At 66.7% G+C, this 21926-nt stretch carries 20 protein-coding genes; 6 read left to right on the forward strand and 14 right to left on the reverse strand.

Annotation, left to right across the window (positions count from 1 at the left end):
* Window positions 1–63: 63 nt before the first annotated feature.
* From RQI43_RS18130 to RQI43_RS18140, 3 genes are all read right to left on the reverse strand, one after another.
* On the reverse strand, window positions 64–402 hold the full coding sequence (locus tag RQI43_RS18130; protein WP_056385989.1) for a carboxymuconolactone decarboxylase family protein: 339 nt from the start codon (window positions 400–402) through the stop codon (window positions 64–66).
* 120 nt (window positions 403–522) lie between these two features.
* Window positions 523–1497, reverse strand: coding sequence for a GlxA family transcriptional regulator (locus tag RQI43_RS18135; protein WP_311276079.1), 975 nt, complete (start codon window positions 1495–1497; stop codon window positions 523–525).
* A 29-nt stretch (window positions 1498–1526) separates the two neighbouring features.
* Window positions 1527–2231: a DJ-1/PfpI family protein gene (locus RQI43_RS18140; RefSeq protein ID WP_311276080.1), complete on the reverse strand. Its 705-nt coding sequence runs from the start codon at window positions 2229–2231 to the stop codon at window positions 1527–1529.
* A gap of 318 nt (window positions 2232–2549) precedes the next feature.
* Between RQI43_RS18140 and RQI43_RS18145 the strand changes: the two genes are divergently transcribed.
* Window positions 2550–3014 (forward strand): Rrf2 family transcriptional regulator, encoded by a 465-nt coding sequence (locus RQI43_RS18145; RefSeq protein WP_311276081.1) that lies wholly within the window; start codon window positions 2550–2552, stop codon window positions 3012–3014.
* Window positions 3004–3909: an NAD(P)/FAD-dependent oxidoreductase gene (locus tag RQI43_RS18150; protein WP_311276082.1), complete on the forward strand. Its 906-nt coding sequence runs from the start codon at window positions 3004–3006 to the stop codon at window positions 3907–3909. The genes RQI43_RS18145 and RQI43_RS18150 overlap by 11 nt, the downstream gene beginning before the upstream one ends.
* Before the next feature lie 690 nt (window positions 3910–4599).
* Here RQI43_RS18150 and RQI43_RS18155 read toward each other — a convergent pair.
* The 8 genes from RQI43_RS18155 to RQI43_RS18190 all read right to left on the reverse strand — a co-directional run bounded on the left by RQI43_RS18155 (window position 4600) and on the right by RQI43_RS18190 (window position 15449).
* Window positions 4600–7209, reverse strand: coding sequence for a histidine kinase dimerization/phosphoacceptor domain -containing protein (locus tag RQI43_RS18155; RefSeq protein WP_405030657.1), 2610 nt, complete (start codon window positions 7207–7209; stop codon window positions 4600–4602).
* 247 nt (window positions 7210–7456) lie between these two features.
* Window positions 7457–9904, reverse strand: a complete 2448-nt coding sequence (locus RQI43_RS18160; RefSeq protein WP_311276084.1) for a PAS domain-containing protein — start codon at window positions 9902–9904, stop codon at window positions 7457–7459.
* Window positions 9905–10344: 440 nt separating this feature from the next.
* On the reverse strand, window positions 10345–11031 hold the full coding sequence (locus RQI43_RS18165; protein WP_311276085.1) for a zinc metallopeptidase: 687 nt from the start codon (window positions 11029–11031) through the stop codon (window positions 10345–10347).
* A gap of 389 nt (window positions 11032–11420) precedes the next feature.
* Complete coding sequence (locus RQI43_RS18170; protein WP_311276086.1) at window positions 11421–12674, reverse strand: sodium:proton antiporter; 1254 nt, start codon at window positions 12672–12674, stop codon at window positions 11421–11423.
* Between the two features lie 58 nt (window positions 12675–12732).
* A complete protein-coding gene (locus RQI43_RS18175; RefSeq protein ID WP_311276087.1) occupies window positions 12733–13800 on the reverse strand; it encodes an endonuclease/exonuclease/phosphatase family protein in 1068 nt (355 codons plus the stop codon).
* Window positions 13797–14333, reverse strand: coding sequence for a YetF domain-containing protein (locus RQI43_RS18180; RefSeq protein ID WP_311276088.1), 537 nt, complete (start codon window positions 14331–14333; stop codon window positions 13797–13799). The genes RQI43_RS18175 and RQI43_RS18180 overlap by 4 nt, the downstream gene beginning before the upstream one ends.
* Window positions 14334–14433: 100 nt before the next feature.
* Window positions 14434–14769: a hypothetical protein gene (locus RQI43_RS18185; protein ID WP_311276089.1), complete on the reverse strand. Its 336-nt coding sequence runs from the start codon at window positions 14767–14769 to the stop codon at window positions 14434–14436.
* 158 nt (window positions 14770–14927) lie between these two features.
* Window positions 14928–15449: a fasciclin domain-containing protein gene (locus RQI43_RS18190; RefSeq protein WP_311276090.1), complete on the reverse strand. Its 522-nt coding sequence runs from the start codon at window positions 15447–15449 to the stop codon at window positions 14928–14930.
* A 383-nt stretch (window positions 15450–15832) separates the two neighbouring features.
* Between RQI43_RS18190 and RQI43_RS18195 the strand changes: the two genes are divergently transcribed.
* From RQI43_RS18195 to RQI43_RS18210, 4 genes are all read left to right on the forward strand, one after another.
* Window positions 15833–16297, forward strand: coding sequence for a PRC-barrel domain-containing protein (locus tag RQI43_RS18195; protein ID WP_311276091.1), 465 nt, complete (start codon window positions 15833–15835; stop codon window positions 16295–16297).
* Window positions 16298–16323: 26 nt separating this feature from the next.
* Window positions 16324–16605 carry a hypothetical protein gene (locus RQI43_RS18200; protein ID WP_311276092.1) on the forward strand — a complete coding sequence of 94 codons (282 nt, stop codon included), beginning with the start codon at window positions 16324–16326 and terminating at the stop codon, window positions 16603–16605.
* Window positions 16606–16715: 110 nt separating this feature from the next.
* Complete coding sequence (locus RQI43_RS18205) at window positions 16716–17711, forward strand: mechanosensitive ion channel family protein (RefSeq protein ID WP_311276093.1); 996 nt, start codon at window positions 16716–16718, stop codon at window positions 17709–17711.
* Window positions 17708–19012, forward strand: coding sequence for a DUF2254 domain-containing protein (locus tag RQI43_RS18210; RefSeq protein WP_311276094.1), 1305 nt, complete (start codon window positions 17708–17710; stop codon window positions 19010–19012). The genes RQI43_RS18205 and RQI43_RS18210 overlap by 4 nt, the downstream gene beginning before the upstream one ends.
* 33 nt (window positions 19013–19045) lie before the next feature.
* Here the strand turns inward: RQI43_RS18210 and RQI43_RS18215 are convergent, their stop codons facing one another.
* The 3 genes from RQI43_RS18215 to RQI43_RS18225 form a co-directional block, all read right to left on the reverse strand.
* Window positions 19046–20437 (reverse strand): SLC13 family permease, encoded by a 1392-nt coding sequence (locus tag RQI43_RS18215; protein ID WP_311276095.1) that lies wholly within the window; start codon window positions 20435–20437, stop codon window positions 19046–19048.
* Between the two features lie 254 nt (window positions 20438–20691).
* Entirely contained in the window at window positions 20692–21081 is a 390-nt protein-coding gene (locus RQI43_RS18220; protein ID WP_311276096.1) for an exopolysaccharide production protein YjbE, read from the reverse strand.
* Window positions 21082–21244: 163 nt separating this feature from the next.
* Window positions 21245–21925 (reverse strand): response regulator transcription factor, encoded by a 681-nt coding sequence (locus tag RQI43_RS18225; RefSeq protein ID WP_311276097.1) that lies wholly within the window; start codon window positions 21923–21925, stop codon window positions 21245–21247.
* Between the last annotated feature and the right edge of the window lies 1 nt (window position 21926).

A 21926-nucleotide genomic window follows, 5' to 3' on the forward strand; every position in this document is an offset into this window, starting at 1 on the left:
GCGGGCCCCACGGCGCTTGGGGCCTGCCTGCTGGAAGATCGTCCTGCCGTGGTTCTGTCTCTTCTAGCCCGCGTCGCGCGTGAAGGCGTCGAATGCCCGCGCGCTGTAGACGAGCGCCGCACCGGCATTCAAGGCCACGGCAACACCCAAGGCCTCGACCATCTCCTCCTTGCTCGCGCCGGCCTTGCGCGCAGCGTCGGTATGGAAGGCGATGCAGCCATCGCACCGGGTCGTCACAGCTACGGCCAAGGCGATCAACTCTCGCGTCTTTGCGTCCAGTTGGGGCTCCTTCGGCTTGGCCGAGGCCAGCTTATCGTGTGCGCTCAGGAGCTCGGGGCTGATCTGACCCATCTGGCCAAGGGTAGACATCAACTCTCCACGGTAGCCGTTCCAGTTTTCCATCTCGATTTTCCTCCTGACGCGGCCCTTTTTAAAGGCCGTCTTCCGTAGGCCAAAAACCCTACCTACCAACTAGTAGGTAGCTGGGCGTTTTATCTTTGGCAACTCCGTAGGGGATGACGTTCAGATCTGCCGGGTCGTGGATTTCGTCGGCGTGGCGCCCGACCGATGAAGACGCCGGACCGTTTGCGGCGGCTGGCCATAGACGTTGATGAAGGCCCGCCGCATTCGCTCGGCATCGACAAACCCGACCTTGCCCGCGATCCATTCGATGGGCTCCGAACCTTCCCGCAAACGTACGTGGGCTGCCTCGACGCGCAACCGTTCCACCGCCTTCGCAGGGGTCTCGCCCGTTTCGAGCTTGAAGGCCCTGGCAAATTGACGGCCGCTGAGCTTCGCGACATCCGCCAGGCGCGCAATCGGTAAAGGCTCGGCGAGATGGTCGCGGGCGTAGGTCAACGCGATCCGGATACGGTCGGACTCCGGCTCCATGTCCGACAGGGCGGCGAACTGAGACTGACCTCCCGGCCGCCTGTGGTAGACCACCAACTGTCTCGCGACCGCCCGTGGCAACTCGGGACCATGATCGGCCTCAATGAGAGCGAGTGCGAGGTCGATCCCCGCCGTTATGCCGGCGGATGTCCAGACATGGCCGTCGGCGACGAAGATGCAGTCGGCATCCAGTCTGACACGGGGATAGCGGCGCTGGAACTCACCAACGAATTGCCAGTGGGTTGTCGCGCGCCGTGCATCGAGAAGCCCCGCCTCCGCCAGCAGGAACGCTCCCGTGCAGACGCTGGCCAGGCGAGGCGTACGGGAAGCGGCCAGACGGACCGCCTCGACCTCCGCCCGGTCGGCCATCGGGACGATATCTCCCCCCACGATGACGAGCGTGTCGCAGGCGACGGCGTCAACCGGCGTGGTCTCGATGGAAACGCCCGCGCTACCCCTGACCGGACCACCGCGGCAGGACAGCACCTGCATCACGTAGAGGTCATGCCCAGCCGAGAATCGTGCGACGTCGAAAGCACCGAGAGGGCCGGCGAGATCCAGGATCTGATGACCGGGGCAGACATAGAAACCGACGTTGTGGGGCATGGATTGCTCCGAACTGGGCGTGTCTGCGGTCAGTCCGGCGAAGCGGACGCGTCGATGGGTGTCTTTCGATACAACGCGATGATGGACGAGAGCAGGGTCCGGCACTGCTCCACCACGCCCCGGTCGGCCCTGTCGACCGTTGCCTTTCCGTAAGGGGGATGAGGATCGTACTCGATTGCGAACTCGATGAACTCGGCCATCTCCCGCCCGAATGCGGCCTCCATGACCCGGAGTGAAACCTCGAAGCTTCCGATGCCGGGTCCGGCGGTGAAGAGGTTGCCGTCCTCCGCGACACCACCGCCCGACGGCAACACCTCGCTTGCACCGAGATCGCGCAGAAGCGCCTCGGCGGCGAAGTTGCTCGCGACCGTCTTGCCTTGGATCAGGCCGGCCGCCCCCAGCAGGGCGACGCCGTTGCAAACACCGATCACGTATCTCGACCGACCGGCCATACCTCGTATGAAGTCGATTACCTCCGGATCGTTCTGAACCTCCGGCGGATGCATCCCGACGGCAAGAACGTCCAGGTTTTCCGGGCAGTCCGAGAAGGTCGTGGACGGCATGGTCCACCAGCCCGGAAAGCCCTCGACCAGTTCCCGGCTCTTCCAGATGAAATGCAGTTCTGCCCCGGGCGCGAGACTGAAGACCGTTTGGATGCCGACCATATCCATCGGGACGAAGCCTGGCCCGGTCAGGATGCCGACCCTGAACACCGGCTTGCCGGCCTGGGCCATGTTCGCCCGGAAGGGAGCGTAGGAAGGGATATCATTCGTCTTCGATGTCGTTGTCATCGCACGGCCTTGGCGTCGGTCGCGCAAAGCTAGCGTTACCACCAGATGGCTCAAAGGACGTAGATCCCTTGAAAAGAGACGTGCGGCGGATCCTCGGGGTCTCGCAATCGTCGAATGTCGGATCTTTGGGTTCTCGGCCCGGAACCGGACAGGCGAAAGCCTTTCAATTCCCTCTCTCGGCAGGCTTTAGGCCCCCGTCATGTAGGGGAACGAACACCGGTCGGGTTGACGCGAGCAAGCTTATGTAACATCGTTTGCTACATGAGACGCGATAGCCGCCTGTCCGGCATTCTCCACGTATTGCTCCACATGGCCGAGGAGCCGGGCCCGGTGACCTCCGAGGTGCTGGCCGCCGCCATGCAGACCAATCCGGTCGTCGTGCGCCGCATCATGGCCGGACTGCGCGAGGCGGGCTTCGTCCGGTCCGAGCGTGGCCACGGTGGTGGCTGGACGATCGCGCGTGACCTGCACGAGATCACCCTTCGCGACATCTACGTCGCGCTCGGTTCGCCCGCACTCCTCGCCATCGGCAACCGCACGGAATCCCCTGGCTGCCTCGTCGAGCAGGCCGTGAACGCCGCCCTTGATACGGGCTTCCGCGAGGCCGAAGCGCTGCTGCTGGAGCAGTTCGGCCGCGTCACCCTCGCGGCCCTCAGTGCCGATTTCCACGCCCGTCTCGCCGCACGGGGCGGCACCCTCACCCTGGAGCAGGCCCATGGCATTTGACGTGATCATCGTGGGGGGCAGCTTCGCCGGCTTATCGGCGGCCACCTACATCGCCCGCGGCCGACGCTCGGTCTGCGTGATCGATGCGGGCAACCCGCGGAACCGCTTCGCGGCGGCCTCCCACGGCTTCTTCGGTCAGGACGGGAGCGACCCCCGGGCGATGATCGCGCAGGCGCGCGCACAGCTCGCGGGGTACCCTCAGGTGACGTTCGTGGCGGGAGAGGTGGTGGACGCCTGCGCGGGCCAGGACTTCACCATCGTCCTCGCGGGCGGAGAGACCCTGCACGCCGCCCGCCTCGTCCTGGCTCATGGTATCTCGGACGTTCTGCCGGACCTGCCCGGCCTCGCCGAGCACTGGGGCAAGAGCGTCCTCCACTGCCCCTATTGTCATGGCTATGAATTCGCGGAGCGGAAGCTGGGGGTGCTCGCGGTATCGCCGATGTCCGCCCACCAGGCTTTGCTGATCGCCGAATGGGGGCCGACGACGCTCTACCTCAACGGCGGTGATAGGCCCGATGAGGCAACGCATACCCGGCTCGTCCAACGGGGCATCGAGATCGAGCCGGCTCCGCTGGTCGCTCTCACGGGCGACGGCGATACGTTGTCGGGTGTGCGGCTCGTGGACGGCCGAACGGTCGCGGTCGATGCCCTCTATCTCGCACCGCGTTCACGCTTGAACAGCCCGCTCGCGGAACGTCTGGGTTGCGCGCTGGACGAGGGACCGTTCGGTCCGGTCATCCGCACGGATTCCAGCAAACTGACGACGGTGGCGGGTGTCTATGCTGCGGGCGACATCGCCCGCGCCCCCCATAGCGTGAGTTGGGCCGTGGCGGACGGCGTGACGGCGGGCGTTTCCGTGCACCAGTCCCTTGTGTTCGCAAGCCTGGCAGCCTGACAAGGCACGAGGTTTGTGATGGCTCACCGTTATTGAGATGACGCCTCGACACTACATGGGATCGCACGAGAATTCGCCCGGCATCAGCGTTAGGCGTGATATCCTGTATCAAGGGGGGCCGCCGACCAATCCCACTAGTCGAAATCTTACACTTGGTACCAGCACGGCCGAGTTGGATGGGGAGCGGACCCTGACCCTTCGTCCTGATGCAGACGTTCCACTTACGACCCAAATAGGTCATAGCAAGGCCTCTTCCGGGTTCCCAGAAGCAGTCGTTCAGTTGGACTACAGCTCTTTCCGGCTCGGCTATGCCAGGCGACCCGAGTAGCCATTGACCTCGCGTTTGAAATTTCCGGACTGAAGCAGCAAGCAACCTTCCGATGACGGGCAGGTAGCCCCTGCAGGGACCCGCTTCGGCATCGATCGCGACGTAATCGCGGAGTTGCGGCGCGGGGGCTCGAAGCGTGTTGAGGGCCACCGTGTGGGCTTAGGATGGCAAAGTTGGGTCACCGCCGGGGCTGTACAGGTCCGTGTTGCCGGTTCGAGCTCAAGGACCGCAGGCTGCGACCGTGGGTCGGTTCCCGGGCGGCTGCGGAGGCCATAGCCGAAGCAAGCCAGGGGTGGGACCCCGGCCCGTACGCGATCGTTCGAGCACGGTTACCGTCGGGATCACGGCCGACATCCCGGGCCTCACGCATGCACGGTGAAGCAGGCGCCCGGATCGTTCGCCACCTCAAGCGTCGCGTCGATCTGGTCGAGCATGGCTCGCACCAGCTTCATTCCAAGCCCCGTGCCCTTCGGCTTCCGATCGGCCCAGCCTTCTGGCAGGCCCTCGCCGTCATCGCAGACGCGCACCCTGACCCGGCCACCGCCCTGGTCGCTGACGCTGACCGAGATATGGCTGCCGCCCGCATCTCGGGAGGCGTACTTGAAGGCGTTGGTGACGAGCTCGGTGGCAATGAGCAAGAGCGCCACCGCCTTGCGGTAGGGAACCATTACCCGGGCGTCGGCGGTGATGCCGACGGTATGGCCGTCGCCCGCCATGCCGGACAGGTCGCGGCAGAGGTTCTCAATAGTCTGGCCGAGATCCACGTCCTCGATATTCTCTGCCTGGTACAAGCTGTCGTGGACACGCGCGACGCTCATCACCCGTGCCGAAGTTTCGGCGAAAGCCTGCTTTGCTTCCGGGTCCCTGGTCTGGCGCTGCTGCATCAGCAGGAAGGCCGATACGATCTGGAGAGAGTTCTTCACCCGGTGGTCGATCTCCCGGCTCAGCACGTCCTTCTGCTCCAGGGCCCGCTCTTTGTCCGCCAGCAGTCCCGTCAGCTCGACGATGGTACGGCGTTGGCGTAGCACGACGCCCTCTACGACTTGTGCGAGGGAAGTGGCAAAGGAGAGTTGCCACTCCGCCCAGGGCTTCGACAGGCCTTGGCGCTCCTCGATCCAGCGCTCGAACGATCGCCGCGGCAACACGGCGGCCGACCCGCTGCCGGGCGCCACGGGCTTGCGGGGGTCGCCGCCCCAGGAGACGGTACTCGGGACCTCGGGTCGGAACCACAGCAGCAGGTTGCGCCTCGACTCGTCGACAAAGACCGCCACGAGGCCGCTGCCGCGGTCTGCATAGGCCAAAGCTGGCGGATAGGCCGCGGGCAGGGCGTGGGTGCTGAACCCGGCCTCGGCCGTCGGTCTAGCGCCCAGGAGCCAATCCCGGAGGGTACGGATAGCCTCGGGCTCTGGTGCCCGGCCGACCACGGTGACGGCATCGTCTGCTACGACGGCGGCTCCCTCCGCCTCGAACAGGTCGAGCATGGTGGTCTCACCGGCCGTCAGCGCAGCCACGTAGTCGTCGGACCGGGTCAGCTGGCGCACGAGACGTCCCTCGGCGGCGAGATGGGCCTGCTGCGCCTCCCAGAGGCGCCGCCCCTCGATCTCCTGGACCCGCATGGCGAGGGTCTCGGCAAGCAGCGCGGCCGTGGCCCGGGCCTCCGGTGGCACGTAGTGCGGACGACGATGGTGTCCGATCAGCAGGCCCCATAGCGCCCCGTCAACGACGATGGAGGCCGACATCGAGCCGTTGACGCCGAGATTGCGCTGGTATTCCAGATGGATGGGCGACAGCGAGCGATGCTGCGCAAATGTGAGGTCGACCGGGCTATCGGCCCCCGCAGCATCGCCGAGGATCGGCACGGGCTCGGCATCACGGTCGGTAACGAACCGGCTCCGGGCGCGCAGGTAAAGGGCGCGAGCCTGGGCGGGAATGTCCGAGGCAGGAAAATGGAGGCCGAGCAGCGAGCGGGACCAGTCGCCAACTTTGTCCTCGGCGATGGCCGCGCCATTCCAATCGGCGTCGAAGCGGTAGACCAGGACGCTCTCGAACCCGGTGGCGGCACGGACTTCGCGCGCCGTCGCCTCGGCCACCTCGGCGACGCTCCGTGCGGCACGCAACCGGGACACAGCGGGGCCCGCCCCCGATCGCTGCGTGGACCGGAAATCGTCGGGTCGCTCCGGGACGACCTCCAGTTCGACAATGACGCGACCGTCATGAGCATGGGCTACGCCGAGGAACGGGACGGTGTCATCCTCGCCGAGACACATGTGCTCCAAGACGGTTTGGCCACCGGTCATGCGCCCTTCCACGAGGGCTTCGCTGATGCAGGCTACGAAGCCGTCGGGCAGGACTTCGTGCAGCGACCGACCGAGCAACGACGATCCTGCATCGGGAAACGCCTCGGCGACATTGGCGCTGTGAGCGAGGATGGTGAGGTCCGTAGGATTGGCGACGAGGAGGACGACGCCGGGCTGGACCGATCCCGGGATATGGATCGGCTCGCGTTCGCAGACCGAGACGTCTACCGGCTCAGCGCGTTCACGACGCTCGACAGCGGCGGCGCCCAGGCGTGGATCACGGGGAGCAGGCCTTTCGGTCGGGATCAGCTCGATTGACGCTCCCTCCGCACCGTCGACCGACGCCATGCGCAGGTCGAGTTGGACCGGGCCGGCGGCACGGTCGAGGGCGAAGCGCGCGGCGACGTCGAGACGCCCACGGCGCACGCCCGAGAGAAAGCGGCCGCGTCCACGGGGAACGTTGGTTCCCGGCATCAGGTCGCGGAAGAAGTCCCGGCCTACCAGGGTTGCGTTCGCCTGAACGAAGAGGATTGCGGCGGCGGGGTTGGCGGCACGCACGATGCCCCGGTCGTCAAGCCAAACGACGCCGTGCGGTATGTCGTCGATTCGATTCACCGTGGGCGAGTCATAGCCTGGACCGTCAACGGGCAGTCCCTCGCCGTCACCTCTCGTCATATCATTCCCATCAAGAGGGTTCGCATTACCTGGTCATACTATGGCACGGGACGGCTGGCCCGTGTATGAATGAGCCCGAATGGACAGGCGGAACGACGCCCCGACCATCTCGGACGGCGAGCGTCCCAGTTCGACACCGTCGCGACCATTCTGCCTGCTTCCTGCGCCTGGTCCTGACCGGCGCTTAGGCGTCTGTCGCAGCCAGGTCCGCGCCCGTAAGGTGGTGTAACGGTCACCCGTACAGCTCTTACCACCTTCGCCGGATGGCCTCGCCAAGGGCCCGGGCGACATCCTCGGCAGAGTAGGGCTTGCGGAGAAGGTCGAAACCGTGGCTATCGTCACCAGCGAGGACGCCGCTGTAGCCGGTCGTCAAGATGACCGGCATGTCCGGATGCTTCGCACGAAGGCGACGAGCGAGTTCAACTCCGCCCATCCCCGGCATCACCACATCGGAGAACACCGCGTCGAACCGACGGGGATCCCTATCCATTTCGGCCAGGGCGGCCTCGGCATTTTGCGCCCAGAAGGTCCAATGGCCAAGGTCCTGGAGGAGCTGAGTGCAGAAGCGTCCGACGTCGAGGTTGTCCTCGACCACGAGCACGTTCAGGCCGTGATCGATGGTGACTGCCCTGGCGTCCCCCGCTCTGCTTTCCTCCACCGCCACCGATGCTTCGACCTGGGGCAGGTATAGGGTGAAGGTGGTGCCGCGACCGACCTCGCTCGCCACGTCGACGTCGCCGCCGGACTGCTTGGCGAAGCCGATGACCTGGCTGAGGCCGAGCCCAGTGCCCTTGCCGACTTCCTTGGTGGTGAAAAAGGGCTCGAAGATCCGCTCCAGCAGGTCGAGGGCGATTCCCGCGCCCTCGTCGACAACCGCCAGTGCGGCGAACACCCCGGGGGCCGGCGCGTGGCCGCGGATGCCCGGCAGCCCGGAGCCGCATGCGAGGCGAAGGGTCAGCGTACCCTCGCCGTCCATGGCGTCGCGTGCGTTGACCACCAGGTTCACTAGCGCGGTCTCGAACTGGCTCAGATCGGCCCGGACGTGGCAGGGCAGCTCCGGCACCTCGGTGACGATGCGAATGCGCGCCCCTGTCACCGCGTTTAGCATCTCGGCGACGCCCCGCAGACGCTCTCCAACGTCAAACACCACGGGCTTCAGCGCCTGCCGTCTCGCGAAGGAGAGAAGCTGACTCGTCAGCTTGGCGGCCCGGTCAACCGTGTCACCAACCGCCGCCAGGTAACGAGCGCGCCGCTCCTCGGCCAAATTAGGTCGCCGCAGGAACTCGACCGACGACTTGATGACGGTGAGCAGGTTGTTGAAGTCGTGTGCTACGCCCCCGGTGAGCTGGCCAACCGCCTCCATCTTCTGCGCGTGCCGCAAGGCCTCCTCCGCCCGGCCGAGGCGCTCCTGAGCGCGCAGCCGCTCGGTAATGTCCTGCACATATTGGAACGCGCCGATCCGGCGGCCTTCGTTGTCGCGCAGCGTGGTGAACTTCAGCTCGTAGAAGGTCCGCTTACGATCAGGGTCGCCGAACTCCTCGACGATCGTGAACTCCTCGCCGGCTAGGGCCCGTCCCCAAGTCGCCCGGACGGCGGCGGCGTGATCTGGCCTACGGGCGAGAAGGCCGACGATGTCGTCGCCGATCCGGGGTCGCATTCCGAACGCGGCTTCGAACTCTTCGATCCAGGACCGATTAGCAGCCAGTAGGCGGTAATCCATGTCCAGGGCGCCCACCATGGCGTCCGTGGTCTCGAAGACGTCTGCCCAGAGCTTGCGCTGCATCAGCGCCTCTTCGACACGCTGCTCCAGGGTTACGTTCATCTGGCGCAGGCATGCCTCCGCAAGCTTGCGGTCGTGCACGTCCTCGACGACGCCGTACCACCGGATGACGGCACCGGCTTCGTCGCGGCGTGGCCAGGCGCGGGCTCGCATCCAGCGATGGCCGCCGGTGGCTCCCACCCGCAGGCGATAGTCCACGTCCACGGGCTCGCCCGATGCTAGCGAGGAAGAGAACGCTACGAGGGTCCCGGGCACATCCTCCGGATGCACCGCCGCGATCCAGCCGGAGCCGTCCGGCTCGCCCGCCGCCTGACCGGTGAGGTCGAGCCAGCGCTTCGAGTAGGACAGGATGTTGCCGTCCGGATCGCAGGTCCAAGGTACCTGCGGATTGAGCTCGACCGTCTGTCGGAAATGCTCCTCGCTCTCGCGCAGTGCCCGGTCGGACAGCACGCGCGCAGTGGTCTCGTTAGTGAAGATGAAGAGGCCTGCGATGCCACCGTCGCGGTCGAGCACGCGAGAGTACGAGAACGAAAACCAAGTATCGGCCTCGCCCCGGTCGGTGTCGAGCCTCCACGGCTGGTCGTCGAAGCGTCGGCTTCGGCCGGCGAAAGCCGCGTCGATGATTGGCTTGGCTTGCTCCCAGCCATCCGCCCAAACCACATCGAAGCGCTCGCCCATCGCCCATTCCAGGCGTGGCCCGAGAAGCGGGAAGTAGGTATCGTTGAAGAAGAAGGTGAGCTCCGGCCCCCAGGCTAGTATCATCGATTCCGGCGAGTTGAGCACGAGGCTGAGCGCCGTGCGGAGCTCCGGGGACCAGTTCGCGGGATGGCCAAGCGGATGGTCGGACCAGTCGCGCTCCCGAATCATGCGCGCGGCCTCGCCACCGCCCGCCAGGAAGGCCAAACTGTCGCTCACCACATCACGCTCCGTCGGCGAAGTGGGTCCTTACGAAGGCGGTCCACAGCACGGTGCGGATCGAAATCATGGGTGGGCTGCGGGTGGACATGCAAGCGTATGGCCCTGGGATCCCGAATGTCGACGCGGCTCCCGAACGGCTGCGGCTACGAGCTTGTTCCACATCCTGGGGGCGGTCATATCGCCGTCGTTCCTCCGCCATAGGGAGGAACGTCTACGAGGGTCCCGATCAGGCGAAGCAGAGCCTGCTGTTCGGGCTTGCCGTTGTCGTCGCAGAGGAAGGCACCGAACTCGATATAGCGGAGTCGCCCCCCAGATGAACCTTTGGGCTGGGGGATGACGAAGGCGCCACCGTTCGCGGGTACCCGGCCAAGGTGCCAGGTATCCCCGTTCGGGCTTTTGTTATCGGGGCAGAACACGGGGCGCTCGCGTTGGACGATTTAGAACGGGAGGAGCCGTCGAAAGCGGGCAATGTTTACGAGCGCTACGAGGGACGAAGCTACGTACGTAAGGGCGGCGGCGCGCAGTACGGTGTGGGCGCCGGGCATGTCGCCTTCGTCGAGGTAGCGACCCGTCTCCAGGATGGGCAGGGCCCGGCGGAAGCTCGCATCAAGCTCGACCGGCAGCGTCAGGAAGTGGAACAGGACGCGAACGCTAAGGAGCGCGATGCCGATCCCCATCTGCACGGCGAGCAGGGCAGGCGAATGGACGAAGGCGAGCACCACGGGCGCGGTCATCATCACCAGGGCCGCGGCGAACTCAAAGCCCTGCACGACCGGGGAGAACCTCACCCGCGCCGCGAAAAGCCGGTCCCCCGCCGCGTGCTGGAGTGCGTGGGCGACCTCGTGCGCCGCGACCGCGACCGCCGTGATCGAGCGGCCGTCGTGGTTCCCCAGCGACAGTCTCACGACGTTCGCGACCGGATCGTAGTGGTCGGCTGGCGCGATCTCGACGAGGACGTGCTCTAGCCGCGCCATGTCGAGCAGATGGCGGGCGAGCTCGCCACCGGTCCCGGGCAAGTCTGGCCGCTCGGTGGCGTGTTGCTGCATCACTCGGCGCACCCACCACTGGGGGCCGAACACTAGACCGAACAAGAGGGCGGCGCCAAGCGCTAGGAGGACAGGCACGAGTGATATGTAGGCACGTGGCCGTATCCGTAAAAGCGCGGCGCCTTACCCGGGGTGCCCACCGTCTGATAATAGCCTGACAAGCGTCAAAACCGGATTGGGTGGGGAGTAGGCCTAATGTCGTCGCCTTGAAGCGGACATTCCGCCTCCGACCCAACATAGCCGTAGATACCATAGGAGGCATTGCTCGGAAGCAGCCGTACAATCGGCTGCAGTTAAGCCGGACTCGCGAAGAAGAAGGCCAATCCGAACAAGACGTAGACCCCGAGAAGGAGGAGTCTTTCGAACCACGTCGTTTCGCCGTCCCGGGCAATAGTGTTGACGATGAAGGCGGTGCTCGCGATGCCGAACACCCGGCAAGCGTGGGTCGACGCTGCGGGCGGCGGGTGTCAGCCTTCCCGCAGCGTCCGTCGCGCCACCATGCCGAGGGTGGAGCCCTGGACGATGATGGTGAAGAGCACGACCGCATAGGTCGCCGCCAGGATCGCGGGTTTGGCGTCGCTCTCGGGAATCGACAGCGCCAGCGCAACCGAGATGCCCCCGCGCACCCCGGCCCAGGTTAGGAACGGCACGTTGCGCGGCGACAGGTGGCCGCCCCAGCGGAAGACGAGGAGCGGCGTCGAGACCGCCACCAAGCGGGCCAGGAGGACGATGGGAACCGCGCAGGCGGCGAGGAGCAATCCGTTCGTCTCGAAGCGCAGCACCAGCACTTCCAGCCCGATGAGCAGGAACAGAACCGAGTTCAGCACCTCGTCGATGAGCGTCCAGAGGGCGGAGACGTAGCCTTGGGTCCGCTCGCTCATCGCGTCGCGCGGGGCACGGTCGCCGACCAGCAGTCCCGCTGCGACCACCGCGAGGGGACCGCTGGCATGGATCTTCTGCGCGAGCGCGTAGGTTCCGGCCACGAGCGCCAGGGTGATCAGCACCTCGACGGGGAAGTCGTCGATGGTCCGCATGGCCCGGTAGGCGACGTAGCCGGTGACGACCCCGAGGAGGAGGCCGCCGCCCGCCTCCTGGAGCAGGAGCCAGGAAATGCTGATGGCGCTGGTTGCCTCGCCGCCCGTGCCGGCCGCGAAGGCGACGAGGACAGTGAACAGCACGATGCCGACGCCGTCGTTGAACAGGGCCTCGCCCTGCATCTCGACCTCCAGCGTCTCGGGGACTTTGACGTTCTTCAGCGTCGCCAGGACCGCGACTGGGTCGGTCGGGCTGATCAGCGCGCCGAAGACGAGCGCCCACGCGAGCGATATGGGCCGGCCGATGAGGTCGGCCGCCAGCCAGAACGCGCCGCCGACGAGGGCCGTGGAGATCAGGGTGCCGAGGAGCGCCAGCGTCGCCACGGCCCAGGCCCGATCCCGGAGCATGCGCAGATCGAGGCTCATGGCGCCGGCGAACAGCAGGAAGGCCAGCATGCCGTTCATCACCACGTCGGTGAAGTCGACCTGGCGCAAGACCTTCGTGAGGTTCTCGTAGAGGTGCTGGGACGGGAAGGCGAGGTCGAGGCCGACGAGGGCCAACGAGGCGGCAAGGCCCATGACGAGGAGGCCGATGGTGTGCGGCATCCGCAGGAACCGCCGGTTCAGCCAGCCGAACAGGGCCGAGAGGGTCAGCAGCATCGCGGCGAGGTCGAAGATGGAGATCACGGGCGCTCCCCGCCCGCGCAGAGAGAGCCTGCCGGGACTTGTCGATGGGTGATGGAAGTCAACGCGAGCCCAGCCGTTCTGTCGCGCCCGCCGAAGCAAGCACCGCGTTGGCCGTGGCGACATCGTCCGCATCCCGCTCGGGGGGAGCCTTCGTACCTTCCCGGGCCTGACGGCAGAGACGGACGAGGTAGGGGAAGTGGTCCGATCCGAACGCGTCGAGGCGCTCGACCGACACCGCGGCGAACCCGCCTTCGTGGAACACGTGGTCGAGGGGCCAGCGCATCCACCATGCGTTTGCGTTCCAGGTCGCGACGTAGCCGTAGCCCTGCCGTGGGTCGATCAAACCGGACAGTCGCGCCATGCGCTCGACCGCGATCTCCCAGGGCGTGGCATTGAGGTCGCCGGCGAGGATGCCGGGCTCGACTCGCGTCCGCAGAACGTCCGCCGCCGCGTAGAGCTGGGCATCCCGCCCGCGTGCGGATTGCCAGGCTTGCGGAGGTTTGGGATGAATGCCGACGAAGTCGACGGTCTCGCCGGTGCGCAGGGTGACGCCGGTGACGATGGCCGGGGTGTCCTGACCCGCGAGGTACCGGATGCTCCCGTTTACCAGCGGCAGCCGGGAGTACAGGTGGATGCCGTAGTACGATCCCGTGATCCGCTGGAGGGCATGGGGCATCGCCGCGAGAACGGGCTTCAGGGCCTCGTCCCACCAGGCGTCGGTCTCCATCGCGAGGAACAGGTCCGGCTCGACCCGTGCGATGGACTCGACCAGGGGGGCGGCCTTTCGGTTCCCGAGCTGGACGTTGGCGACCATCACGGAAAGTCGGCGCTCGGCGGGACAGGCCTCGACGCTGGAGCCCCGGGTCGGCAAGTACGGGCGAAGCACCCACGCATCGACGGTGAGGGCGACCGCCACGAGGGCCAGCGTCGACGTTGTCGATCTCGGGGATTCCCGGAGAAAGAACAGGAGGCCGAGGCCGACCGTGAGCAATCCCAGGGCGAAAAGCAGCCGCGGGAAGTCGAGCAGGCGCACCCACCACCACTCGGTGGGCACCAGCGGGATCAGGCTCGCGGCCGAGAGGACCACTGCGAGGACGAGGAGCGCGTAGCGGACGAGAGATCTCACGGGCGGCCCGGATCGGGTCGGTCAATCTCGTGCCGCGGCACCCCATCCAAGCCGTCGTCGCGCCCGGAGAGCGACTTGAGCACGCTGATCGAGCCATCGGTCTCCAGCACGACCGCCGCGGCCTGGGAGAGGTCATCCAGCCCTTCCGAGCGCAGGGCGGAGAGGACGTCGTCGCGGGTCAGGCGCTGCCGGCGCATCGCGCCCTCGACCAGATGCCCCTTGTGCGCGAGGAGGGTCGGCTCGGCCTTGACCAGCGACCGGACCCGGGCGGAGCGCACGCTCGACCACGTGATCGCGTATTGCAGTCCGATGAGGGTCGCGAGGGCAAGGACGCCCTCCAGGAGTGCGACCGACTTCGTCAGGACGATGGACGACAACGTCGAGCCGAGTGCGACCGTGACCACGAGGTCGAAGGCGTTCAGTTTCGTCAGGGTGCGCTTGCCCGAGATCCTGAGGAACAGGATCAGGGCGACGTACGCCAGGGGGGCGACGACCACGACCCTGAGCAGGCCGGACCAGCTTTCGAAGAACATCGCGGAAGTCCTTGTCGCGATACCCGCCGATGGGTGGCGGGTGTCCGGGCCATCGGTCCATCGAGCTGGGGCTTGTTATCCCGACCGGCTGGCGCGCGCCTCAGCGCATGTCCTTCGGGAGGTGCTGGATTGGGTAGGTTCGACTGCCCTGACCCTTGCCCTGGACCGAGCCTTCGGACTGCATGACGTCCGTCGAGGACTGGATCGCGCTCGGCGGCGCGACCCCGCCGGTGCCCTGGTGGCGCGCGGCGTCCAATTCCTTCGTGGTCGACGTTCCCGATGGGAGCGTACCGGGCGTGGGTTGGTCGATGGAGCTGCCTACAGACTGCGCAAATGCTGGCCCCGCGAGGGCGAGGCCGACGATGACGGCAAGGGCGCCTGCGAGGTGCAAGGCGGAGCGGCCCCTTGCAGGGTCGGTTAGGTCCAAGCGGTGCATCGGCGTGGTTCCGGTCGGACGCCTGGGCGTCGGGATTGTCGAACCGAAGCGTTGCCCGCCGACTTTGGTTCCGGCCCGAGACGCTCACGCCGACATGGCGGATCGCTTCCATGGCCACCCCACCTCCGCTGGCGGAGATAGGGGGGCCTTCTTCCGGGTTACTTCGGCATCAGCACGCTGTCGATGACGTGCACGACGCCGTTGGACTGGTTGACGTCGGCCTGCTCGACGATGGCGCCGCCGCCCTTCTGGTCGATCAGCGACAGCCGGTTGCCGTCCATCTTCACCGTCAGGACCTGGCCCTCGACCGTCTTCAGGTTGGCGTCGGCGCCGCCCATCTTCGCCTTGGCCATCAACTCCTTCGCGTCGAGCTTGCCCAGGACGACGTGATAGGTGAGCACGCCCGTCAGGGTCTTCTTCATCTCGGGCTTAAGGAGGGAGTCCACAGTCCCGGCCGGCAGCTTCTTGAAGGCGTCATTGGTCGGGGCGAAGACCGTGAACGGACCCTTGCCGCTCAGGGTGTCGGCAAGGCCCGCGGCCTTCACGGCGGCGACGAGGGTCGTGAGGTTGCTGGCCTTGGATGCGTTCTCGACGATGGTCTTGTCGGCCATCATCGGCGCGCCGCCGACCATGGGGGAGGTCTCGGCGAGGAGGGCGGCGTTCACGGTCGAGCGCATCATGAAAAATCCTATAGGTGAGATGAAGCTTCGGGAACCGAGGCTCATGCCACCGATACGCGTCGACTTATCCGTCAGTTTTAAAAGACGGATCACGATAAATTCATGAATCCTAAGGCGCGGCTTCAGGTCATCTCCGTGATATATGGTGTTAATTTTAAAAAATGCGCGGTGATGACGCCCTTGATATCAGGATCATTCTTCCTAAGGGACCATCTGAAGGCTTGGCGGCCTAGACTATCTTATGCTTTACGCCAATCGATTGACATGAACGTTTCCTGAACAGGCGCGTTGAACCTGCGAGCCGATTGACCGCGCGTCGGTCAATCGCCGTCCAGGCCTCGCGGGCATTCCCGTCCGTTCAGGCCTCCTTCCAGGAGATCCCCTTGTCACATCGCGCCCTCGCCGCTGCCCTCGCGCTTACCTGCCTGTCGCTGCCCGCCATGGCCCAAACCACTCCGGCCCCAACTGCGCCCACTCCCGGCACCGCGATGCCAGCGTCCTCCGACATGGGGATGAAGATGGCCGACACGGCGACGGTGAAGCTGAAGTTCATGACCGTGAAGTCGGCCGACGTGATGTCGTCCAAGCTCGTTGGCACCACCGTCTACAACAACAAGAAGGAGACGGTGGGCGAGGTCGAGGATCTCGTGATCGAGAACGGCAAGACCCTCACCGGCGTCGTCGTCAGCGTCGGCGGCTTCCTGGGTCTCGGCGAAAGCTACGTCGTGCTTGACCCGTCCTCGCTCGCTATCAGCAACAGGGACGGCAAGTGGATGGTCCACGCCGACACCGACAAGGACACTCTGAAGAACGCGCCGAAGTTCGAGTATTCCAAGAAGAAGATGTGATCCCCGCAGACAAAGGAGACATGATCATGAAGCACACCATTCTCGCCTCAGCGCTCCTGGCTGGCCTCGGCCTCTGCGCCTTCAGCCTGCCCTCAGCCGCCCTGCCTATGAACGCCACCGGCGTCACGGCCTCGGATGGCGGCGATCTCGTGCAGGTCCGCATGACCCGACGCGAGATGCGCCGCCATCGCATGATGCGCCAGCACCGTATGCGGCAGGGCTCGGCCAGCCGCGGCAACGCCAGCATGCCTTCGCGCGGGGCTAGCGGGCAGCAATACGGCGGGACGTCCGGCGGCCCGCGTCGCTGACATCGTCGTACTCGGTCCGCGAAGTCGGTTGATCCTCGCGCAAGGCCTTTTGAGACGCCGCCGGATGGCACGCCCGCCACCGGCGGCTTTCCCATGACCCAAGGGTTCTCATGATTTTCTCGGAAGCGCTCGGGCGCCTTGAAGGGCTGGGGCGCTCCGCCGCCGCCCTCCTGCCGGGGCTGGCCGTCGCCCTCGTGCTGTTCGGCCTTGGCCTGCTCGTCGCCCGAGGGGTCCGTGCTGCCGTTCGCCGCGCCGCCACATTGCGGGAGGCCTCGCCGGGGTCCGCCTCGGTGCTCGGACGCATCGCGGGCGGTATGACCATTCTGGTCTCGTTCCTGGTGGCGGCCTCGGTCGCCTTCCCCTCCGTCTCCGCCGCCGACCTGTTCAACCTCCTCGGCATCGGTGGCGTCGCCATTGGCTTCGCCTTCCGCGACGTGCTGCAGAACCTGCTGGCCGGCATCCTCATCCTGCTGACCCGCCCCTTCGTCATCGGCGACCAGATCCGGGCCGGATCGCACGAGGGCACGGTCGAGGACGTCTGGGTGCGGGCGACGGTGCTGCGCACCTACGACAACCAACGCGTGCTGATCCCGAACGCCACGCTGTTTGTCGACAAGATCACCGTCATCACCGCGCACGACAAGCGCCGGCTCGCCTTCCCGCTCACCATTGGCAACGGGGACGACATGAAGGAGGCGCGCCTCGTCATCGTCGAGGCCCTGCGCAAGACCGAAGGGGTCCTGGCCGACCCAGCCCCGGAGGCGCTGGTCACGGGCCTCGGGGCCGCCGGTGTCGACATGACGGCGCGTTTCTGGATCGACCCGCCTCGGCGGCGCGACGCGGTCGACGCCCTCGACCACGCCATCTCGAACGTCAAGGACGCGCTCACCGCAGCCGGCATCGACCTGCCTTACCCCACGAGCCAGGTTCTCCTGCACGACCAGACCGAGGCGACGGACGGCGACCGCACGAGCCAGCGCGAGGGCTGGCCCGCCGGTAAAAACCCGCCGCGCGCGCGTTGGCATGTGCTGCGCGAAGATCGTGACGACGTCCAACGCAAGGACCCCGAAGACCGGGGTTCGGAAGGAAAGGGCGAGCCGGCATGAGGGCACGTTTTCGAGCCTGGATCGAATCCCTTGGCGATCAGTTCTGGCTTCGGCCCGCGCTGATCGTGCTCGGTTGCATCGGCCTCGCCCAGCTTGGGATCTGGCTGGAGACGGCCCATGTGGCCGGGTACGACGCCTCCTCGCCGGACCAGAACTGGGGCTATTCCGGCGGCGCCGAGGGCGCCCGGGCGCTCCTGAGCGCGGTGGCCTCCTCGACCATCGGGGTCGCCGGCACGACCTTCTCCATCACCATCGCGGCCCTGACGCTGGCCTCCGGGCAGATGGGCCCGAGGCTGCTGCGCAACTTCACCCGCGACGCCCGTAACCAGATCGTCCTCGGCATCTTCCTCGGCACCTTCGCCTACGCGCTTATGGTCCTGCGCACTGTGCGCACGGTGCAGGAGAGCCCCTTCGTCCCGCACCTCGCGATCACGGGGGCCATGCTCCTGGCGCTCCTCTCCCTCGCGACCCTGGTCTGGTTCGTCCACCACATCGCGGCCAGCATCAATGTCGAGACGGTGGTTGATGCAGTCCATCGCGACCTCTGCGCCGCAGTGGCGGCGCGGACCTGCGACGCGGCCGGCATGACGCTCCCGGCCCGACTACCCACTGGCTGCGGGGTCTCCATAGACGCCAACGGCTACCTTCAGGCCGTGGACGAGGGCGGGCTGGCCGACTGGGCGCAGGGGCATGGTGCGACCGTCGTCCTGCGGGTTCGCCCCGGCGATTACGTGCCGAGCGGGTTTCCCGTCGCGTTCCTCTCCGCCGGGATCGAGGATGCGGAGGCGGCACTTAGGCGTTCGCTGACCTTCGGCCGTCGCCCGGCCGCCCTGCAGGACCTCGAATACTCGATCCGGCAACTGGTCGAGGTCGCGGTCCGGGCGCTTTCGCCCGGTATCAACGATCCCTTCACGGCCGGCAGCGTCGTGGACCATCTCGGCGATGCCCTGTGCCGGGTCGCATCATGCCATCTGCCCACCGGTGCCGTCGTCCGAGACGGCCGGGTGGTGCTCGTCCTTCCCGTGACCGATTACGACGGCCTGTGCGATGCCATGTTCCACATGATCCGCCAGAACGCCGCCGGATCGGTGCATGTCCTCGTCCGGCTGCTCGACGTGCTCACCCGTGTCGCCGAGGTGGAGCGCCTCACGAACCGGACCGCCGAACTCGCCCGTCACGCCAACCTCGTGGCCGCCGCCGCCCGGCGCGACGTCGCGGATCCCAACGACCTCGCCGACCTCGAAGCCCGTCACCGCCGATTCCACGCCGTCGCGGCTCCGTTCTCGCAAGCGCCCGTTTAGGAACATGCCTGGCGTCGGGCGGATGGTGGCGGGCTACCTGAGCGCCAAGCCGGTCTGCGCCCAGAAGACGTAATAGGCAGCGATCATCAGCACTGCGTAGGCGGGGGCCAGGAGCGACCCCAGCTTGAGCAGATCCGTCGAGGTCCAGGCCGGTCGCTCCTCGCTCTGGAAGATCAGCAGCGCCTTCGAGGAGACCGGCAGGGTGAGGCAGTAATCCATGCCCGCATTCGCCAGGAAGGCGACCGCGACCGGGCTGAGGCCGAGCTTGTCCGCCAGGAGTAGCAGGGGCGGCAGCAGCGCCACCACCCGTGCGGTGTGGGACACCATGTAGAGGTGCGCCGTCAGGCTGAGCGCCGTCAATCCGAGCAGGATCGGGAGGGTCGGGCTGTCGGCCCCAAGGCCGCTCGCTGAAAGCGCGGAGCCGATCAGCCATTTCGCGGCTCCCGTCGAGATCAGGGCGCGGCCGAGCACGAGGGAGGCCGCGATGAACAGGACGAGCGACCAGTTCACGGCCTTCACACCGTCCTCCCAGTCGAGGACGCCGATGACAGGCATCGTCAGGATCACCGCGCCGACGACCGCCACGGTGGCGATGCCGAAGGGATGATAGCCCTCCGTCAGCCACAGACCCAGCATGGCGATTACCACCGCCCCGGCCCGCCACTCCTTGGCGGACAAGGGGCCTGACGACGCCTCGATCTCCGCGACCTGCCGGGCCCAGGTCTCGGCGTCGAGGAAGAGGTGGCCGATCAGGAAGGTCGTGATCAGGCAGGCGGCAGCGCCGAAGGGCAGTCCCCAGAGCATCCATTGCCCGAAGCCGATGGTTCGGTCGGAGAGCCGCTCCAGCAGGTCGACGGTGACGAGGTGCGAGCCGGCGCCGGTGAGGCTGCAGATTGTCGAGAGTACGATGAGGGCCGGGATCAGCAGTCCGATGGCCTTGGCGAGCCGCGGGTCGTCGTCGGCCTCTGTCAAGCTGCGATGCAGCGGCAGGAGCACCGTGGCCCGCCCGGAGGTGGAGGGAATCAGGAAGGCGAGTGGGACGATGCCGAGGGTCAGGCGCCACATCAGCCCGCCGACGCTGGTCCCGCGCCCGGCGATCAGGGCGGTGAGCCGGCCTGCGAGTCCACTCTTTTCCACCGCCGCGCCGAGCACGAAGGTGCCGATGACGAGCCAGACCACCTTGGAGCCGAGGCCCTCGATCAGCGCGCGCTGCTCGACGGCCCGGACCGCGACCAGGAATACGGCCGCGGCGACGGCAACATAAGCGGCGCTGAGCCCAGTTAGGATCCACAGGATGGCGGCCCCGCCGAAGGCCAGCATGGCCGCCCGCGCGGGCCAGTCCAAGGCCTCCGGAAGGGATACGATGAAGGCCAGGGCCGCAAGGAGTCCGGTGGCCGAGAGCGTCCGCGCGCTCATCAGAGGCATGGCGGGCAGACGCGCGTCGGGACACGCGGCGGTGGGACCACCGTTAGATCATAGCGACGTGCAACCTCGGACGCGGCATGCCCAGTTTCATGGCACCCCCTGGGGCTCGAGGATGCCAACAGATCATGAAGAGTCATTGGCGGTTCGGGTCCTTGGCCGCCAGGGTCTTCGATGACGAGGGGCAAACATGGGAAGGGCCCGCCTCGGCAGTGCTTGACGAGCCCAATGGGGTGGTTTCGATGAGGTGGCGTGCCTTAGCAGTTGTCGTCCTTGCCAAGACCCTGGTTCGCACCGGCGTTGTTCATGGCGCCGACCGTGCCCGGCGAAGCCGGCTGCTGACCGCCGGCGAGGTTCTTGCTCGACGTGCCCACGCCGTTGCCCTGATCGTTCTTCGCCTCGGAGCCCGGCTTCTCGCCAACCATCTGGTTGGTGCCGACGTTGTTCATGGCGCCGACCGTGCCCGGCGAAGCCGGCTGGGGGCCTCCGGCCAGGTTCTTGCTCGACTTGTCGACGTCCGAGCTCTTCGGGTTCACGTGGTCCGGCGTTGGGTCCTTGGAACGCGTGGCGCCCGTGTTGCAGGGGGCTGCGAGGGCTGGCACGGCCAGGGCGAGGGTGGCCACGGCGGCGAGAGCAATAGTTCTCATAAGCGTTTCCTCAAGGTTTTTATCTTGTCGTCAACAAGACGTAGGGCCGCCCCAGGTTCCTGGGCGAAACCTCCGCCACCGAGGACGTGAACGCGGTGCCCACCGCATCAAATTGCTTCTCTAACGTAGTCGACGACGGCATGACGACGCCGATGCGTGCCCCCTACCGGAGGGTGAGCGCGTCCAGCCAACCGTGGGAGGCGGCGTAGCGGATGATCTCGGCACGCGACCGCAATCCGAGCTTCTCGGCGGCCCGGGCCTTATAGGTCTCGACCGACTTCACGCTGACCTCGAAGCGTCGCGCGATCTCCTTGTTGCTGAGCCCCTGCGCGATCAGGCGCAGCGTCTCCGTCTCTCGCGGGCTAAGCGACTCGCCGGTCTCGGCCGGCTTGGGCCCCGCCGCCGCCGCGGAGTTGTCCCCCAGGGCATGACCAGCGACGGACGGGTCCAGGTAGACCCCGCCCGTCGCGACCGCATGGACCGCCCGCAGGAGGTCCTCGGCCGCCGAGCGCTTCAGGAGGTAACCCCGGGCGCCGGCCTTCAGCAGCGGCTGGACGTAAGCGGCATCCTCGTGGACCGTGAGCACAAGGACCCGGGTCCCGGGGCACTCACCCGTGAGGCGCTCCGTCAGTTCGAGGCCGTTGAGGCCGGGCATCGAGACGTCGATGACGGCGACGTCAGGCGCCACGGAGCGGATCAACGGCAGCGCCTCCCCGCCGTTCGTGGCCTCGCCGACCACCTCCACCCAGGGATCGGCGTTCAGCAGCGCCCGGATGCCGGCGAGGACGACGGGATGGTCGTCGGCGAGGACGACCCGGATCAGGTCCGTGGGTAGGTCATTCATG

This window comes from Methylobacterium sp. WCS2018Hpa-22 (assembly GCF_031843785.1).
Lineage (GTDB): Bacteria > Pseudomonadota > Alphaproteobacteria > Rhizobiales > Beijerinckiaceae > Methylobacterium.

Bases quoted from the DNA above. Each gene is read 5' to 3' on its own strand.
- RQI43_RS18130 (WP_056385989.1), bottom strand. From the start codon at position 402: ATGGAAAACTGGAACGGCTACCGTGGAGAGTTGATGTCTACCCTTGGC.
- RQI43_RS18135 (WP_311276079.1), bottom strand. From the start codon at position 1,497: ATGCCCCACAACGTCGGTTTCTATGTCTGCCCCGGTCATCAGATCCTG.
- RQI43_RS18140 (WP_311276080.1), bottom strand. From the start codon at position 2,231: ATGGCCCAGGCCGGCAAGCCGGTGTTCAGGGTCGGCATCCTGACCGGG.
- RQI43_RS18145 (WP_311276081.1), top strand. From the start codon at position 2,550: ATGAGACGCGATAGCCGCCTGTCCGGCATTCTCCACGTATTGCTCCAC.
- RQI43_RS18150 (WP_311276082.1), top strand. From the start codon at position 3,004: ATGGCATTTGACGTGATCATCGTGGGGGGCAGCTTCGCCGGCTTATCG.
- RQI43_RS18155 (WP_405030657.1), bottom strand. From the start codon at position 7,209: ATGACGAGAGGTGACGGCGAGGGACTGCCCGTTGACGGTCCAGGCTAT.
- RQI43_RS18180 (WP_311276088.1), bottom strand. From the start codon at position 14,333: ATGTTCTTCGAAAGCTGGTCCGGCCTGCTCAGGGTCGTGGTCGTCGCC.
- RQI43_RS18185 (WP_311276089.1), bottom strand. From the start codon at position 14,769: ATGCACCGCTTGGACCTAACCGACCCTGCAAGGGGCCGCTCCGCCTTG.
- RQI43_RS18190 (WP_311276090.1), bottom strand. From the start codon at position 15,449: ATGATGCGCTCGACCGTGAACGCCGCCCTCCTCGCCGAGACCTCCCCC.
- RQI43_RS18200 (WP_311276092.1), top strand. From the start codon at position 16,324: ATGAAGCACACCATTCTCGCCTCAGCGCTCCTGGCTGGCCTCGGCCTC.
- RQI43_RS18205 (WP_311276093.1), top strand. From the start codon at position 16,716: ATGATTTTCTCGGAAGCGCTCGGGCGCCTTGAAGGGCTGGGGCGCTCC.
- RQI43_RS18210 (WP_311276094.1), top strand. From the start codon at position 17,708: ATGAGGGCACGTTTTCGAGCCTGGATCGAATCCCTTGGCGATCAGTTC.
- RQI43_RS18215 (WP_311276095.1), bottom strand. From the start codon at position 20,437: ATGCCTCTGATGAGCGCGCGGACGCTCTCGGCCACCGGACTCCTTGCG.
- RQI43_RS18220 (WP_311276096.1), bottom strand. From the start codon at position 21,081: ATGAGAACTATTGCTCTCGCCGCCGTGGCCACCCTCGCCCTGGCCGTG.
- RQI43_RS18225 (WP_311276097.1), bottom strand. From the start codon at position 21,925: ATGAATGACCTACCCACGGACCTGATCCGGGTCGTCCTCGCCGACGAC.